The following is a 15432-nucleotide window of genomic DNA, read 5'->3' as shown; positions in this document are numbered from 1 at the left end:
TGCGCGCCCAGCCCCCACCGGCCCGCAGATCTCCTACGACCGGACGCCCCTGTCTCCTTCTCCCCCTACCCCAGTGGATGCGCAGCCAGCAGATCCCCCAACGCCTCCTCGTGAACCCCGGCCCCTCCGAGCGCCAGCTCGATCTGCTTCGCCCACGCGTGGTACCGGTGCAGCACATACTCGGTGTCGGCCCCGAACCCCCCGTGCAGATGCTGCGCGGTCTGCACCACCCGCCGCACCCCCTCGGCCGCCCAGATCTTCGCCACCGCCACATCCCCGGCCGCAGGCAGCGCCCCGGCCGCCCCCGACGCGATCCGCCACGCCGCCTGCCACAGCGTCGCCTCCATGGCCCGAAGGTCGATGTACCGGTCGGCGGCCTGCACGGCCACCGCCTGGAACGTGGCGATCGGATACCCGAACTGCTCCCGCTTCCCGGCGTACTCACCGGTCATCCGCAGCACCCGCTCACCCACCCCGAGCGCCAGTGCACACGTACCGGTCACCAGCAGCTCCCGCAGCCACTGCCAGGCCCCCTCCGCCGCCACCAGGTCCCGCTCCGCGACCCGTGCCGACTCCAGCCGCAGCTCCCCGAGCCGTTCCCCGCTGGTGGACACCTGCTCGGCGACCGTGACCCCGGCCGTGACCCCGGACGCGCCCCCCTCGCCGCCCGGCGCGACCAGCGCCAGCACGCTCCGGTCCGCCTCCGTGCGCGCCGGTACGACGACGAGATCGGCGTCGTACACCCACGGCACCGCCGTCTGCACCCCGTCCAGGACCCAGTCGTCACCGTCCCGCCGCGCGATCACCGCCAGCTCCGCCGGGTCGTGCCCGGTGCGCCCGCTCCCGGCGACGGTCAGCACCAGCTCGCCCCGCCCCGCCCGCGCCGCCAGCCGGTCCCGCAACTCCGCTGTCCCGTACCTCTGTACGGTCGCCAGGGCCGCGCTGTGCTCCAGAAGCGGCACCCTGGCCAGCACCTTCGCCGACTCCCGCAGCACCAGGCACAGCGCGATGGCGTCCAGACCGGCCCCGCCGTGCTCCTCGCCCAGCAGCAGACTCAGCAGATCCGCGCCCGCCAGCGTGTTCCACAGCTCCCGGTCGAACCCCTCGGCCACGGCACCGGGGGTCAGCGCCGGGCTCGGCACCGCGTCCGGCGCCACCCCGGCGAACACCCCGCGCGCCGCCTCGGCCGCCGCCAACTGCTCCTCGGTGAAGGTGAAGTCCACGGTCCTGTCCTCCCGGCGGGTCTCCGCTGATCTGACGGTCCGTCAAGATAGAACAGGTTCTAGAAGAAGGGAACCCAAAACCCCTGCGATCACCAGCTCCTCCCGTCGTAGGCTGTCGGCCGCTGTCCGCCGACGGGGACGGACACACGAGGGAGGACACATGGGGATCCGAAGCCTGACCCGTACCGAGGCCGAGCGCCGTGCCGCGCTGATCACGGTCGAGCGGTACGACATCGACATCGACCTCACCGCACTTCCCGACGGGCCGGAGGTCCGCTGCGTCTCCACGGTCACCTTCACCTCCTCCGAGCCGGGCGCGGAGACCTTCGTCGACTGCGCGGCCGAGGTCCGCGCCGCCACCCTGAACGGCACACCCCTCACCCCCTCCGGCGACGGCCGGATCCCGCTGCCCGGCCTGGCCGCGCACAACGTGCTGCGCGTCGAGAGCGTCCAGGCCGACACCATCACCGGCGAGGGCGTCCACAAGGCCACCGACCCCGCCGACGGCGAGGTGTACGTGTGGACGAGCTTCGAACCCGACGAGGCCCGTTTCGTCTGGGCCTGCTTCGACCAGCCCGACCTCAAGGCCCCGCACGCCTTCACCGTCACGGCCCCGGCCGCCTGGACCGTCCTCAGCAACTCCGGTGACCCGCGGATCGAGGAGCAGGGGGCGGCCCGCCGCTGGAGCTTCCCGGACACCCCGGCGCTGTCCGTGTACAACACCGTCGTCAACGCCGGCCCCTTCCACGAGATCCGCCGCGAGGCCGACGGCCACGACCTCGGCATCTACGCCCGCCGCTCGCTCGCCGAGGTCCTGGAGCGTGACGCCGACGAGATCTTCACCCTCACCCGCCAGGGCCTCGCCTTCTACGCCGAGGCCTTCGCGATGCCGTTCCCGCAGCGCAAGTACGACCAGGTCTTCATGCCCGAGTTCGGCGGCGCGATGGAGAACTACGGTTGCGTGACCTGGTCGGACGCCTTCCTGCGGCGGGCCGTGCCGACACCCGCCGAGCGCGAGCTGCTCGCGGTGGTGCTGCTGCACGAGATGGCGCACATGTGGTTCGGCAACATCGTCACCATGCGCTGGTGGGACGACCTCTGGCTGAACGAGGCCTTCGCCGAGTTCGCCTGCCACTGGGCCGCCGAGGGTGCCACGCGCTACACCGACGCCTGGGCGGGCCACCTGCTCGGCGGCAAGGTCAGGGCGTACCTCTCCGACCAGGGTCCGGTCTCGCACCCGATCCACCAGCCCATCCACGACGTCGCCCAGGCCGCGTCGATCTTCGACAGCATCACCTATCCCAAGGGCGCCTCCGTCCTCCTCCAGCTGATGACCTACGTCGGCGAGGACCGCTTCCGCGCCGGCATGGCCGCCTACTTCGCCCGTCACGCCTGGGGCACCACCACCCTCCAGGACCTGATCGACGCCCTCGCCGAGGCCAGTGGCCGCGACCTGGCCGGCTGGCGCAAGGCCTGGCTGGAGACCGCCGGCACCGACCGCTTCACCCTGGAGCACGACGGCGACACCGTCACCCTGTTCGCCGACGGCAACCCGCGCCCCCAGGTCCTCGCGGTCGGCGCGTACGACCGCGTCGGCGACGCCCTGGAGCGCACCGGGCTGGTCCGTGTCGAGGTCACCGAGGCCCGCACCCCGGTCACCGGCCTTCCCGCCACGTCCGACCTCCTCCTGGTCAACGACGACGACCTCACGTTCGCCACCACCCGCCCGGATCCCACCACCCGGGACAGCCTCTTCCGTGCGGCGGCCCAGCTGCCCACGGCCATCTCGCGGGGCGTGGCGGCCGCCACGGCCTGGGACATGCTCACGGCCGGCGAGACCACGGCGGCCGAGGCCGGGCGCTGCCTCACCGCGGTCCTCGCGGCCGAGACGTCCGACGCGGTGATCGAGCCCTACCTCACGCTCGTCACCAACATCGCCGAGCTCTGGGCCCCCGCCGCCGATCGCGCCGCGCTGACGGAGGCCGTGGCCGCGGTCTGCCGGCGGCTCGCCGACGACCCGGGCCGTCGCCAGGTCGCCCTGCGCGGCCTCGCCCGCACCGCGACCGGCGCCGAGGACCTGGCCTGGCTCCGCGAGCAGGCCGGCGACGACGTCGACCTGCGCTGGCGCGCCCTCGTCCGCGAGGCCGAACTCGGCGGCGACGTCACCGCCGAGTCCGCCGCCCTGCTCGAACGCGACGCCGACCCCGACGCCTGGGTCCGCGCCCTGACCGTCCGGGCCGCCCTGCCCGACCCGGCCGCGAAGGCCGAGGTCTGGCGGCGGCTGGTCGTGGACCGCGAGGTGCCCGTCGCGGCGGTCTCCGCGGTGGCGGCCGCCTTCTGGCGCCCCGGCCAGGACGACCTGCTCGCCCCCTTCGCCGAGCACTACCTGACCGCGGTCCCCGAGCTGCACCAGGGCGGCATGATCCCGGCGATGACCTACACCTCCCACCTCTTCCCGCCGTACGCCATCGATTCCGCGTACCTCGACAAGGCCTGTCAGGCGGCCGGGGACGCCGCCCCCGTGGTCCGCAAGACCCTTCTGGAGCGCTCGGACGCCGTCCGCCGCATGCTGCACGCCCGGGTCATGAACGCCTGACCTCGGGCGGGAAGCCCGCCGGGGTCCCGTCCGATCGTTCGGTTCCGGCCAATCCCATGGTCGCGCTGCCCGCGCCGGGCGATCAACCCTTGTGGAAAACCTCCGCCACGGCCTGTGGAAAACTTGCGGAAGCGGGGTCGGCGGGTGCGCTCGGACGCCGTCTGACCTGGGGTGATCTCGGGCGGCGAGCTCCGGTGCCCCGGAACGGAAAGGCCGACGGTCGCGCCCGGAGTGGTGATGGCCACGCCGTCGGCCTCGTCCCCGGGGCTGCGCCCGGTGGCCGGTGCTGAGTACCGTTCCGTGCGAGTGCCGGGCAGCGGCACACCGGGCGGCGCCGGATCGGCGGCCGCCCGGACGGCGCGGCGGAATCGGGGAACGGGGCGCATGGACGACGCGTACGACGAGGGCGTGGACGCCCGGCACGGGCCGGACGCCCCGAGCGGGACGCGTGCGGAGCCGGATCCCGTCCCACCGGCTCCTCCCGAGCAGCCGCCCCCCGGCCCACCGGCCCCGCCGGCGGATTCCCCCGCCCTCCCCCGTACCGGCGTCGCCGCCCTCTCCCCCCGCTACCAGGTCGGTGCGGCCCTCGCCCTCGCCCTGGTCGCGGTCGCCGCCTGCGTGCACCTGGGGATGGTGTTCCTGAGCGTGGCACCGGCGAACACGGTGACCAAGCAGCACGGCAAGGCGATAGAGGACTGGGTGTACCCGGAGTTCGAACAGAACTGGAAGCTCTTCGCACCGAACCCGCTGCAGCAGAACATCTCCGTGCAGGTGCGTGCCGACGTGCTGATGCAGGACGGCACCACGACCACCACCGGCTGGAACGACCTGTCCGCACAGGACGGCAGGGCCATCGACGGCAGCCTGGTGCCCAGCCACACCGTGCAGAACGAGCTGCGCCGGGCCTGGGACTTCTTCAGCTCCACGCACGGCACCGACAACCGCCCGATCGGCCTGCGCGGCTCGCTGTCCGAGCAGTACCTGCGGCGGATCGTCGTGATGCGCATGTACAAGGGGGACGCCACGAGCCAGAAGGGCACCATCGAGCGCGTGCAGGTCCGCTCCAGCACCACCAACGTGACCCCGCCGGACTGGAGTGGCGAGAAGGTCTCCGACACACCCGTCTACCGGGTGCTGCCCTGGTGGACGGTCACGGCGGACGAAGCGAACGGCGGTGTCCGGTGAACCGTCTCGCCCTGTGCCTGTCCCGCGCCATCGCCCGGGTCACCGAGGCTGCGCTCGGCCCGTACCAGACGGCCGTGGTCCGCATCGGCTTCGCCGCCACCTGGCTGCTGTTCCTGCTGCGCGAGTACCCGCACCGCCAGGAGCTGTACGGCCCCCACGCCACCTGGAGCTTCGACCTCGCCCAGCAGCTGACCGCCGACAACCACGCCTTCACGGCGCTGCTGGCCTCCGACAGCAACGCCTTCTTCGAGGTCTTCTACCTCCTGGCCGTCGTCGCCAGTGCCCTGCTGCTGGTGGGCTGGCGGACCCGGGCCACGTCCCTGCTGTTCATGATCGGCGTGCTGTCCCTGCAGAACCGCAGCGTCTTCGTGGGCGACGGCGGCGACAACGTGCTGCACCTGATGTCCTTCTACCTGGTGTTCACGCGCTGCGGCCAGGTGTGGTCCCTGGACGCGCGCCGGGCGGCCCGCGCGAGCGCCGCACGCGCGCGTGGCGAGCGCGTGGCCCCCGATCCGGCGGGCCCCGCCCTGTGGGCGGTGTCGGGTCTCGTCCTGCTCGCGGCCGCGATCACTGGCCGTACCGGCGGCGGCTGGCTGGTCCCGGCCGTGATGTGGGCGACCTGGGCGGGCACCGCCCTGTGGTGGGCGGCCGGCCGCCGGGCACGCACGTCCGAGCCCCGGATCCTGCTCGACGTCATCGCCAACATCCTGCACAACGGCGCCCTGTTCATGATCATGGCCGAGGCCTGCCTGATCTACTCCACCGCGGGCTGGTACAAGATCCAGGGGTCCCGCTGGCAGGACGGCACCGCCGTCTACTACCCGCTCCACCTGGACTACTTCTCGCCCTGGCCGGCCCTCGCCGACCTGCTGTCCGCCAACGGCACGCTGGTGATGCTGGTGACCTACGGGACGGTCATCGTGCAGGTCGCCTTCCCGTTCACGCTGTTCAACCGGCGGGTCAAGAACGTGCTGCTGGCCGCGATGATGACCGAGCACGCGGTGATCGCGGTCGTGCTCGGCCTGCCCTTCTTCTCGCTGGCCATGATCGCGGCGGACTCCGTCTTCCTGCCGACGTCCTTCCTGCACCGGGTCGGCGGCTGGGCGGCACGCGCGCGTGACCGCGTTTTCCGCCGGACCGACCCCGAGCTGCCCGGGCAGCGCCTGCCGGAGGCCGACGAACAGCCCCGCGTAGGCTTCGGGGCATGACCGACCCCCTGGACCAGTGGGCGCGGCTGGCCGGCTCCGCCGTCCTCCTCGACGGCTTCCACGCCCTCAAGCACGCCCTGCGCTTCGGCGCGCAGGTGCCGGTGGCGGTCACGACGGACCGGGCGGCGGCGCTGGCCCTGGCGCAGGAGCTGGCGCCGGACGTCCGGGAGGCGCTGGCCGCGCTGCTGACGGAGGTGCCCGCACAGACGTACGCGTCCCTCGTCCCACGCCCGCATCCCACGGCGGTGGCCGCCCTGGCCGTACGGCCGTCCCGCGAGGCCAACCTGGCCGAGCTGGCCCGCGTCCCGCGCACGGCCCCGGTCGTGGTCCTCGACGAGCCGCGCAACCTGGGCAACGCGGGCGCGGTGATCCGCCTCGCGGCGGGCTTCGGGGCGACCGGGGTCATCACGACCGGCACCCTCGACCCCTGGCACCCGACGGTCGTCCGCGGCGGCGCGGGTCTGCACTTCGCCACGGCGGTGGAACGCCTGACGGTGGCCGAGCTGCCGAAGGGCCCGCTGTACGCGCTCGACCCGGAGGGCGAGGACATCAGGGCGGTCAAACTCCCCGACGACGCGATCCTCGCCTTCGGCTCGGAACGGACCGGGTTGTCGGGGGAGCTACGCGCACGTGCCGACCATCTCCTACGCCTGCCGATGCGCCCCCAGGTGAGCAGTTACAACCTGGCGACGAGCGTGGCGATGACGCTGTACCACTGGAGCGCCCCGTAAGGGGCGCGGGGAACTGCGCCACCAGCCCCCACGGCGCCGCACCCGCCCGACGACCGTCCGTGCAACGGCGGTGCCGCCCGGCTCGGCACCGCCGATCACCACCGTCGTGGCGGAGCGCCGTGCGGCGGCCAAAGAGATGGCGGCGGTCGACGAAATGGTGACGGCGTGGACAGGAACGGAACCGCAGCCCGCCGGAAACGTCGGCCCCTTGCGTGCCCGGTGCCTGCCGCTTGCGTCGGCCGACCGCGTGCCCCGCGCCTGCCGCTTGCGTCGGCCGGTCGCGCGCCCCGCGCGCTACGCCTCCCTGCGCACCTCGATCACCCGGAACCGGTTCGCCACGAACGCCCCGTCGCACAGCGCGGCGTTCGCCGCCGGGTTGCCGCCCGAGCCGTGGAAGTCGGAGAAGGCGGCCGTCTGGTTCACGTACACCCCGCCCACCAGGTTCAGCGACAGCTGGGCCGCCTCCTCCAGGCAGACCTCCTCCACCGCGCGCTCCACGTCGGCGTCGACCGTGTACGCGCCGACCGTCATCGCACCCTTGTCGCGGACCGTCCGCCGCAGCAGCTCCACCGCGTCGGCGGCGGAGTCGACGGCGACGGCGAAGGAGACCGGGCCGAAGCACTCGCTCATGTAGGCGGCCTCGTCGTCCGGCTTGGCACCGTCCAGCTTCACGATCACCGGTGTGCGCACGACCGCGCCCGGGAACTCCGGGTTGGCGATCTCACGGGAGGCGAGGGCGACCTCGCCGAGCCCGGCGGCGGCCTCCAGGCGGGCCTTGACGTCGGGGTTGACGATGGCGCCGAGCAGCGCGTTGGCCCGGGCGTCGTCGCCGAGCAGGCCGTCGACCGCGCGGGCGATGTCGGCGACCACCTCGTCGTACGTCCGCGGGCCCTCCTCGGTGCGGATGCCGTCGCGGGGGATCAGCAGGTTCTGCGGGGTGGTGCACATCTGGCCGCTGTAGAGGGAGAGCGAGAAGGCCAGGTTGGAGAGCATCCCTTTGTAGTTGTCGGTCGACTCGACCAGGACCGTGTTGACGCCGGCCTTCTCGGTGTACACCTGCGCCTGCCGGGCGTTGGCCTCCAGCCAGTCGCCGAAGGCGGTCGAGCCGGTGTAGTCGATGATCCTGATCTCGGGGCGGGTCGCGAGCGTCTTGGCGATGCCCTCGCCGGGGTGCTCCGTCGTCAGTGCCACCAGGTTCGCATCGAAGCCGGCCTCGGTGAGGACCTGGCGGGCGACCTGCACGGTGAGGGCCAGCGGCAGCACCGCGCGCGGGTGCGGCTTCACCAGGACCGCGTTTCCGGTGGCGAGAGAGGCGAACAGGCCCGGGTAGCCGTTCCACGTCGGGAACGTGTTGCAGCCGATGACCAGCGCGATGCCGCGCGGGACCGGCTTGAAGGTCTTCGTCAGCGCGAGCGGGTCGCGCTTGCCCTGCGGCTTGGTCCACTCGGCGGTGTCGGGGGTGCGGACCTGCTCCGCGTAGGCGTAGGCCACCGCCTCCAGGCCGCGGTCCTGGGCGTGCGGGCCGCCCGCCTGGAACGCCATCATGAAGGCCTGGCCGCTGGTGTGCATGACCGCGTGCGCGAACTCGTGCGTCCGGTCGCTGATCCGCTTGAGGATTTCCAGACACACCACCGCGCGCGCCTCCGCGCCCGCGTCGCGCCACGCGCGCTGCCCGGCCCGCATCGCCGGCAGCAGTGTGTCCACGTCGGCATGCGGGTAGGTCACGCCCAGCTCGATGCCGTACGGGGAGACCTCGCCGCCGGTCCAGTCGTCGGTGCCGGGCTGGCCCAGGTCGATGCGGGTGCCGAGGAGGGCGTCGAAGGCGGCCTTCCCCGCCGCCGCGTCCAGGCTGCCGTGCTCGCCGTAGGCCTTGGGGTGCTCGGGGTGGGGGGACCAGTACGCGCGCGTGCGGATCGCCTCCAGCGCCTGGTCAAGCGTGGGCCGGTGCTTGGCGATCAGCTCGTGCGCGGTGAGTTCGGCGGTCATGCGGGACCAACTCCTCGTCTGATGAGCTTCCCCTTGAAGCTCATGACCTGGGCGGAAACGACCGGACAGAGTTAGAGTAACCGAACGATCGGTCGGGACAAGGGGGCCTGCCGCATCTGTGGAAAACCCCGTGCGGGAGGATCGCGCACATGACAGCACTCGACCTCAGCAGCACCGTGGGAGTCGTCGGCACCGGCACCATGGGCCAGGGCATCGCCCAGGTCGCACTCGTCGCGGGCCATCCCGTCCGGCTGTACGACACCGTCCCCGGGCGGGCCGGGGAGGCGGCCGCGGCGATCGTCGCCCGCCTCGACCGGCTCGTCGAGAAGGACCGGATGACGGCCGCCGCCCGGGACGCCGCCCGCGCCCGGCTGCTGCCCGCCGGCGAGCTCACCGAGTTCGCCGACTGCACGCTGGTCCTGGAGGCCGTCCTGGAGCGGCTGGAGGCCAAACAGGAGCTGTTCAGGGCCCTGGAGGACATCGTCGGCGAGGACTGTCTGCTCGCCACCAACACCTCCTCCCTCTCGGTGACGGCCATCGGCGGCGCCCTGCGCAACGCCTCCCGCCTGGTCGGCCTGCACTTCTTCAACCCGGCCCCGCTGCTGCCGCTGGTGGAGGTCGTCTCCGGGTTCGCCACCGACGTCACGTCGGCCACGCGCGCGTACGAGACCGCCCGCTCCTGGGGCAAGACGCCGGTCGCCTGCGCGGACACCCCCGGCTTCATCGTCAACCGCATCGCCCGGCCCTTCTACGCCGAGGCGTTCGCGGTCTACGAGGCGCAGGCCGCCGACCCGGCCACCATCGACGCGGTGCTGCGCGAGAGCGGCGGCTTCCGGATGGGCGCCTTCGAGCTGACCGACCTGATCGGCCAGGACGTCAACGAGTCCGTCACGCACTCCGTGTGGCAGGCGTTCTTCCAGGACGTCCGCTTCGCGCCCTCCCTGGCCCAGCGCCGGCTGGTCGAGTCCGGCAGGCTCGGCCGTAAGACCGGGCACGGCTGGTACGACTACGCGGACGGCGCCGAGCCCGCCGAACCGCACACCGCCGAACCCGCCGACCCGCCCGCCTACGTCGTCGCCGAAGGCAGCCTGGGCCCCGCCGCCGAGGTGCTCGCGATGATCCGCGAGGCCGGCATCCAGGTCCGCGAGGAGGACGAGGACCACGGCACCCGCCTGGTCCTGCCCAGCGGCGGCCAGCTGGTCCTCGCCGACGGCCAGACCTCGGTGGAGTTCCGGGACGTCGTCTACTTCGACCTCGCCCTCGACTACCGCCGCGCCACCCGCATCGCCCTGTCCGCCGGCCACGACACCCTGCCGCAGACGCTCGGCGAGGCGATCGGCCTCTTCCAGGCGCTCGGCAAGAAGGTCAGCGTCATCGGCGACGTGCCCGGGATGATCGTCGCCCGCACGGTCGCCCGGATCGTCGACCTCGCGCACGACGCCGTCGCCAAGGGCGTCGCCACCGAGGAGGACATCGACACCGCGATGCGCCTGGGCGTCAACTACCCGCTCGGCCCCTTCGAGTGGAGCCGCCGCCTGGGCCGGGACTTCGCCTACGACCTCCTCGACGACCTGCACCTGCGCGATCCGAGCGGCCGCTACGCGCCCTCCCTCGCGCTCTACCGGCACGCCTATGCCACCGAGAAGCGGGAGGGCGCCTCATGACCACCGCCAAGCGCGACACCTACACCCCCGAGACCCTGCTCTCGGTGGCCGTCCAGGTCTTCAACGAGCGCGGCTACGACGGCACCTCCATGGAGCACCTCTCCAAGGCGGCCGGCATCTCCAAGTCGTCGATCTACCACCACGTCTCCGGCAAGGAGGAACTGCTGCGCCGCGCGGTCAGCCGGGCCCTGGACGGCCTGTTCGGGATCCTCGACGAGGAGCACGCGCGCGTGGGGCCCGCCGCCGACCGGCTGGAGCACGTCGTACGGCGCATGGTCGAGGTGCTGATCACCGAACTCCCGTACGTGACGCTGCTGCTGCGGGTGCGCGGCAACACCGGCACCGAGCGGTGGGCGCTGGAACGGCGCCGGGACTTCGACCACCGGGTGGCCGACCTGCTGAAGGCGGCCGCCGCCGAGGGCGACATACGCGGCGACGTCGAGGTGCGCCTCGCGACCCGGCTGGTCTTCGGCATGGTCAACTCGATCGTGGAGTGGTACCGCCCGGACTCCCGCGGCGCGAGCGAGCGAGAGGTCTCCGACGCGGTCGTCCGGCTGGTCTTCTCCGGCCTGCGCGCGCACTGACGCCACCTGTCCTCAGCCGTCCTCCGGCTCCAGGTCCTCCTCCTCGAACACCAGCAGGGTGCGGGTGCTGAGCACCTCGGGGATGGCCTGGAGGCGGGTCAGCACCAGCTCGCGCAGCGCCCGGTTGTCGGGCGTGTGCACCAGGAGCAGGACGTCGAAGTCCCCGCCCACCAGGGCGATGTGGGAGGCGCCGGGCAGCTGCCGCAACTGCTCGCGCACGGTACGCCAGCTGTTCTGGACGATCTTCAGCGTGATGTACGCCGAGGTGCCCTGACCGGCCCGCTCATGGTCCACACGGGCGCCGAAACCGCGGATCACCCCGTCCTCGACGAGCCGGTTGATACGGGCGTAGGCGTTGGCGCGCGAGACATGGACGCGTTCGGCGACCGACCGTATCGACGCCCGGCCGTCCGCCTGGAGGATCTGCAGGATGTCCTGATCAATGGCGTCCAGCGGGCGTGCGGGAGGCAGTGCGGCGCGGTCCTGCGGGCTCTCGGCCATTTGTTCAGGTGCCATGTCCCCCCACCTCCCTGCCATGGACGTACTGCGTTCATTCCAGGTTGTGGAGAACCGTTTGTCCACAGCCTGGAGCCGCCTGTAGCCAAAATGTGCCAACGACCGAACAATCGGTAGGTGGGACGGGTCACATTGATCCGTCTCCCGTAGCCACCCCCACAAGGAGGTGCCGTCATGACGGTCATGGAGCAGCGCGGCGCATACCGCCCGGCGCCGCCGCCCGCCTGGCAGCCCCGGACGGACCCCGCGCCGCTGCTGCCCGACGAGCGCCCGTACCGCGTCCTCGGGACGGAGGCGGCCGCCAAGGCCGATCCGGAGCTGCTGCGCCGGCTGTACACCCAGCTCGTGCGCGGCCGCAGGTACAACGCCCAGGCGACCGCCCTCACCAAGCAGGGCCGTCTCGCCGTCTACCCCTCCAGCACCGGTCAGGAGGCCTGCGAGGTCGCCGCCGCGCTCGCCCTCGAGGAGCGCGACTGGCTCTTCCCCAGCTACCGGGACACCCTCGCGGTGATCGCCCGGGGCGTGGACCCCGTCGAGGCGCTCACCCTGCTGCGCGGCGACTGGCACACCGGTTACGACCCCTACGCCCACCGCGTGGCCCCCCTCTCCACCCCCCTCGCCACCCAGCTCCCGCACGCCGTCGGCCTCGCCCACGCGGCCCGCCTCAAGGGCGACGACGTGGTCGCCCTCGCCATGGTCGGCGACGGCGGCACCAGCGAGGGCGACTTCCACGAGGCCCTGAACTTCGCCGCCGTCTGGCAGGCCCCGGTCGTCTTCCTGGTCCAGAACAACGGCTTCGCCATCTCCGTCCCGCTCGCCAAGCAGACCGCCGCGCCCTCCCTGGCCCACAAGGCCGTCGGGTACGGCATGCCGGGCCGCCTGGTCGACGGCAACGACGCGGCCGCCGTGCACGAGGTCCTCGCCGCCGCCGTGCGGCACGCGCGCGAGGGCGGCGGCCCGACCCTGGTCGAGGCGGTGACCTACCGCATCGAAGCGCACACCAACGCCGACGACGCCACCCGCTACCGCGGCGACACCGAGGTCGACGCCTGGCGTGACCACGACCCGATCCTGCTTCTCGAGCGTGAGTTGACCGACCGCGGCCTGCTCGACGAGGACACCGTACGGCGGGCCCGCGAGGACGCCGAGACCATGGCAGCCGACCTGCGCGAGCGCATGAACCGCGACCCCGAACTCGACCCCATGCACCTCTTCGACCAGGTGTACGCCGAGACCACCACCCAGCTGCGCGAACAGCGCGCCCTGCTCCGCGCCGAGCTGGAGGCCGAGCAGCAGGACCAGGAAGGCGGGCCGCGATGACGACCGTCGCCGTCAAGCCCGCCACCATGGCGCAGGCCCTCACGCGCGCCCTGCGGGACGCCATGGCCGCCGACCCCGCCGTGCACGTCATGGGCGAGGACGTCGGCACCCTCGGCGGGGTCTTCCGGGTCACCGACGGCCTCGCCAAGGAGTTCGGCGAGACCCGCTGCACCGACACCCCACTCGCCGAGGCCGGCATCCTCGGCACCGCCGTGGGCATGGCCATGTACGGACTGCGCCCGGTCGTGGAGATGCAGTTCGACGCCTTCGCCTACCCCGCCTTCGAGCAGCTCATCAGCCACGTCTCCCGAATGCGCAACCGCACCCGCGGCCGGATGCCCCTCCCGATCACCGTCCGCGTCCCCTACGGCGGCGGCATCGGCGGAGTCGAGCACCACAGCGACTCCTCCGAGGCCTACTACATGGCCACCCCCGGCCTGCACGTCGTCACCCCCGCCACCGTCGCCGACGCCTACGGCCTGCTGCGCCGGGCCATCGCCTCCGACGACCCGGTCGTCTTCCTCGAACCCAAGCGCCTGTACTGGTCCAAGGACGCCTGGAACCCCGAGCACCCGACGGACGTTGAACCCATCGGCCGCGCGGCGGTGCGCCGAACCGGGCGCAGCGCCACGCTCATCACCTACGGCCCGTCCGTACCGGTCTGCCTCGAAGCCGCCGAGGCCGCCCAGGCGGAGGGCTGGGACCTGGAAGTCGTCGACCTGCGCTCCCTGGTGCCGTTCGACGACGAGACGGTCTGCGCCTCCGTACGGCGCACCGGGCGCGCGGTCGTCGTACACGAGTCGGGCGGGTTCGGCGGACCGGGAGGGGAGATCGCGGCACGCGTGACCGAGCGCTGCTTCCACCACCTGGAGGCGCCGGTGCTGCGCGTGGCCGGGTTCGACATCCCCTACCCGCCGCCGATGCTGGAGCGCCACCACCTGCCCGGCGTGGACCGCATCCTGGACGCGGTGGCGCGTCTGCAATGGGAGGCCGAGGGCTGATGGCACAGGTGCTGGAGTTCAAACTGCCCGACCTCGGGGAAGGGCTCACCGAGGCGGTGATCGTGACCTGGCTGGTCCAGGTCGGCGACGTCGTCGCGATCGACCAGCCGGTCGTCGAGGTCGAGACGGCCAAGGCGATGGTCGAGGTCCCCTGCCCCTACGGCGGTGTGGTCACCGCCCGCTTCGGCGAGGAGGGCACCGAACTGCCCGTCGGCGCCCCGCTCCTGACGGTCGCCGTCGGCGAGGCGACCACCGTCCCCGAGGCGGAGGGCTCCGGCAACGTCCTGGTGGGATACGGCACGGGGACCCCTCCGGCGCGCCGCCGCCGGATCCGGAACACCGCCCCGGAGCGGGCCAACGGCACGGCCGACCGGCGCGACGCCCCGGAACCGGCGCCCCACGCCGCCCTCGCCGAAGCGGCGACGGCCCCCCACGCCCAGGTGTCCGCACCGCCCACTCCGCTCACCGAGGGCCCCGTACCGGTGATCTCCCCCCTGGTCCGGCGCCTCGCCCGGGACAACGACCTGGACCTGCGGCGGCTGTCCGGCTCCGGCCCCGACGGCCTGATCCTGCGTGCCGACGTCGAGGACGCCCTGCGGGTCAGCGCGGCCCGCGCCACCGCCCCCAAGACCCCGCCCACCACCTCGAACACCCCCTCCGGCATCCGCACGCCCCTCAAGGGCATCCGGGGCGCGGTCGCCGACAAGCTCTCCCGCAGCCGCCGGGAGATTCCCGACGCGACCTGCTGGGTGGACGCCGACGCGACCGAGCTGATGCGTGCGCGCACCGCGATGAACGCGGCGGCGGGCCCGAGGATCTCCCTCCTCGCGCTCCTCGCCCGGATCTGCACCGCCGCCCTGGCCCGCCACCCCGAGCTGAACTCCTACGTCGACGTCGAGGCCCGCGAGATCGTCCAGCTCGACCACGTCCACCTGGGCTTCGCCGCCCAGACCGACCGCGGCCTGGTCGTCCCCGTCGTCCGCGACGCCCAGGCCCGCGACGCCGAGTCCCTGACCGCGGAGTTCACCCGCCTGACCGAGGCGGCCCACGCCGGCACGCTCACTCCGACCGACCTCACCGGCGGCACCTTCACCCTGAACAACTACGGCGTCTTCGGCGTCGACGGCTCCACCCCCATCATCAACCACCCCGAGGCGGCGATGCTCGGAGTGGGCCGCATCGTCCCCAAGCCGTGGGTCCACGAGGGAGAGCTGGCGGTCCGCCAGGTCGTCCAGCTGTCGCTCACCTTCGACCACAGGGTCTGCGACGGCGGCACAGCAGGCGGCTTCCTGCGCTACGTCGCCGACTGTGTGGAACAGCCGACGGTCCTTCTCAGGACACTCTGAGTACAGCGCCCCTTCCGGGGCGCTGGGGGTGGGAACTGCGCGACAAGCCCCCACCGGGCCCGCACCCGAGCA

12 protein-coding genes are annotated in these 15432 nt (G+C 72.8%); 9 read left to right on the top strand and 3 right to left on the bottom strand.

Features of this window, described 5'->3' with window-relative positions; all coding sequences use genetic code 11:
* Positions 1-65 precede the first annotated feature (65 nt).
* Positions 66-1223 (bottom strand): acyl-CoA dehydrogenase family protein, encoded by a 1158-nt coding sequence (locus ACFY0P_RS10115; protein ID WP_388909318.1) that lies wholly within the window; start codon positions 1221-1223, stop codon positions 66-68.
* Positions 1224-1383: 160 nt separating this feature from the next.
* Here ACFY0P_RS10115 and pepN point away from each other — a divergent pair, with 160 nt between their 5' ends.
* From pepN to ACFY0P_RS10095, 4 genes are all read left to right on the top strand, one after another.
* The gene (gene pepN / locus ACFY0P_RS10110; RefSeq protein WP_388909315.1) at positions 1384-3819 is read left to right on the top strand and encodes an aminopeptidase N; all 2436 of its coding nucleotides are present in this window, start codon (positions 1384-1386) and stop codon (positions 3817-3819) included.
* Between the two features lie 384 nt (positions 3820-4203).
* Positions 4204-5004, top strand: a complete 801-nt coding sequence (locus ACFY0P_RS10105; protein WP_388909312.1) for a DUF5819 family protein — start codon at positions 4204-4206, stop codon at positions 5002-5004.
* Positions 5001-6212, top strand: coding sequence for an HTTM domain-containing protein (locus tag ACFY0P_RS10100; protein ID WP_388909309.1), 1212 nt, complete (start codon positions 5001-5003; stop codon positions 6210-6212). The genes ACFY0P_RS10105 and ACFY0P_RS10100 overlap by 4 nt, the downstream gene beginning before the upstream one ends.
* Positions 6209-6943 (top strand): TrmH family RNA methyltransferase, encoded by a 735-nt coding sequence (locus ACFY0P_RS10095; RefSeq protein WP_388909306.1) that lies wholly within the window; start codon positions 6209-6211, stop codon positions 6941-6943. The genes ACFY0P_RS10100 and ACFY0P_RS10095 overlap by 4 nt, the downstream gene beginning before the upstream one ends.
* Positions 6944-7237: 294 nt before the next feature.
* Here the strand turns inward: ACFY0P_RS10095 and paaN are convergent, their stop codons facing one another.
* Positions 7238-8929 carry a phenylacetic acid degradation protein PaaN gene (gene paaN, locus ACFY0P_RS10090; RefSeq protein WP_388909303.1) on the bottom strand — a complete coding sequence of 564 codons (1692 nt, stop codon included), beginning with the start codon at positions 8927-8929 and terminating at the stop codon, positions 7238-7240.
* A 149-nt stretch (positions 8930-9078) separates the two neighbouring features.
* Between paaN and ACFY0P_RS10085 the strand changes: the two genes are divergently transcribed.
* Positions 9079-10593 carry a 3-hydroxyacyl-CoA dehydrogenase gene (locus ACFY0P_RS10085; protein ID WP_388909300.1) on the top strand — a complete coding sequence of 505 codons (1515 nt, stop codon included), beginning with the start codon at positions 9079-9081 and terminating at the stop codon, positions 10591-10593.
* On the top strand, positions 10590-11177 hold the full coding sequence (locus tag ACFY0P_RS10080) for a TetR/AcrR family transcriptional regulator (protein ID WP_388909297.1): 588 nt from the start codon (positions 10590-10592) through the stop codon (positions 11175-11177). The genes ACFY0P_RS10085 and ACFY0P_RS10080 overlap by 4 nt, the downstream gene beginning before the upstream one ends.
* Before the next feature lie 12 nt (positions 11178-11189).
* Here the strand turns inward: ACFY0P_RS10080 and ACFY0P_RS10075 are convergent, their stop codons facing one another.
* The gene (locus tag ACFY0P_RS10075; RefSeq protein WP_388910087.1) at positions 11190-11678 is read right to left on the bottom strand and encodes an Lrp/AsnC family transcriptional regulator; all 489 of its coding nucleotides are present in this window, start codon (positions 11676-11678) and stop codon (positions 11190-11192) included.
* 189 nt (positions 11679-11867) lie between these two features.
* Here ACFY0P_RS10075 and pdhA point away from each other — a divergent pair, with 189 nt between their 5' ends.
* The 3 genes from pdhA to ACFY0P_RS10060 are packed head-to-tail and all read left to right on the top strand — an operon-like array spanning position 11868 to position 15360.
* Complete coding sequence (gene pdhA / locus ACFY0P_RS10070) at positions 11868-13013, top strand: pyruvate dehydrogenase (acetyl-transferring) E1 component subunit alpha (RefSeq protein ID WP_388909294.1); 1146 nt, start codon at positions 11868-11870, stop codon at positions 13011-13013.
* The gene (locus ACFY0P_RS10065) at positions 13010-14014 is read left to right on the top strand and encodes an alpha-ketoacid dehydrogenase subunit beta (RefSeq protein WP_388909291.1); all 1005 of its coding nucleotides are present in this window, start codon (positions 13010-13012) and stop codon (positions 14012-14014) included. Before pdhA ends, ACFY0P_RS10065 begins: the two co-directional genes overlap by 4 nt.
* The gene (locus ACFY0P_RS10060) at positions 14014-15360 is read left to right on the top strand and encodes a dihydrolipoamide acetyltransferase family protein (RefSeq protein WP_388909288.1); all 1347 of its coding nucleotides are present in this window, start codon (positions 14014-14016) and stop codon (positions 15358-15360) included. Before ACFY0P_RS10065 ends, ACFY0P_RS10060 begins: the two co-directional genes overlap by 1 nt.
* The last annotated feature ends 72 nt before the right edge of the window (positions 15361-15432 follow it).

It is taken from the genome of Streptomyces sp. NPDC001714, from assembly GCF_042892755.1.
In the GTDB taxonomy this organism is placed as follows: Bacteria; Actinomycetota; Actinomycetes; order Streptomycetales; family Streptomycetaceae; genus Streptomyces.
Note: the sequence above shows the minus strand (reverse complement) of the source record. Positions and strands in the feature narration are given on the sequence as shown.

Bases quoted from the DNA above. Each gene is read 5' to 3' on its own strand.
- pepN (WP_388909315.1), top strand. From the start codon at position 1,384: ATGGGGATCCGAAGCCTGACCCGTACCGAGGCCGAGCGCCGTGCCGCG.
- ACFY0P_RS10105 (WP_388909312.1), top strand. From the start codon at position 4,204: ATGGACGACGCGTACGACGAGGGCGTGGACGCCCGGCACGGGCCGGAC.
- ACFY0P_RS10095 (WP_388909306.1), top strand. From the start codon at position 6,209: ATGACCGACCCCCTGGACCAGTGGGCGCGGCTGGCCGGCTCCGCCGTC.
- paaN (WP_388909303.1), bottom strand. From the start codon at position 8,929: ATGACCGCCGAACTCACCGCGCACGAGCTGATCGCCAAGCACCGGCCC.
- ACFY0P_RS10085 (WP_388909300.1), top strand. From the start codon at position 9,079: ATGACAGCACTCGACCTCAGCAGCACCGTGGGAGTCGTCGGCACCGGC.
- ACFY0P_RS10080 (WP_388909297.1), top strand. From the start codon at position 10,590: ATGACCACCGCCAAGCGCGACACCTACACCCCCGAGACCCTGCTCTCG.
- ACFY0P_RS10075 (WP_388910087.1), bottom strand. From the start codon at position 11,678: ATGGCCGAGAGCCCGCAGGACCGCGCCGCACTGCCTCCCGCACGCCCG.
- pdhA (WP_388909294.1), top strand. From the start codon at position 11,868: ATGACGGTCATGGAGCAGCGCGGCGCATACCGCCCGGCGCCGCCGCCC.
- ACFY0P_RS10065 (WP_388909291.1), top strand. From the start codon at position 13,010: ATGACGACCGTCGCCGTCAAGCCCGCCACCATGGCGCAGGCCCTCACG.
- ACFY0P_RS10060 (WP_388909288.1), top strand. From the start codon at position 14,014: ATGGCACAGGTGCTGGAGTTCAAACTGCCCGACCTCGGGGAAGGGCTC.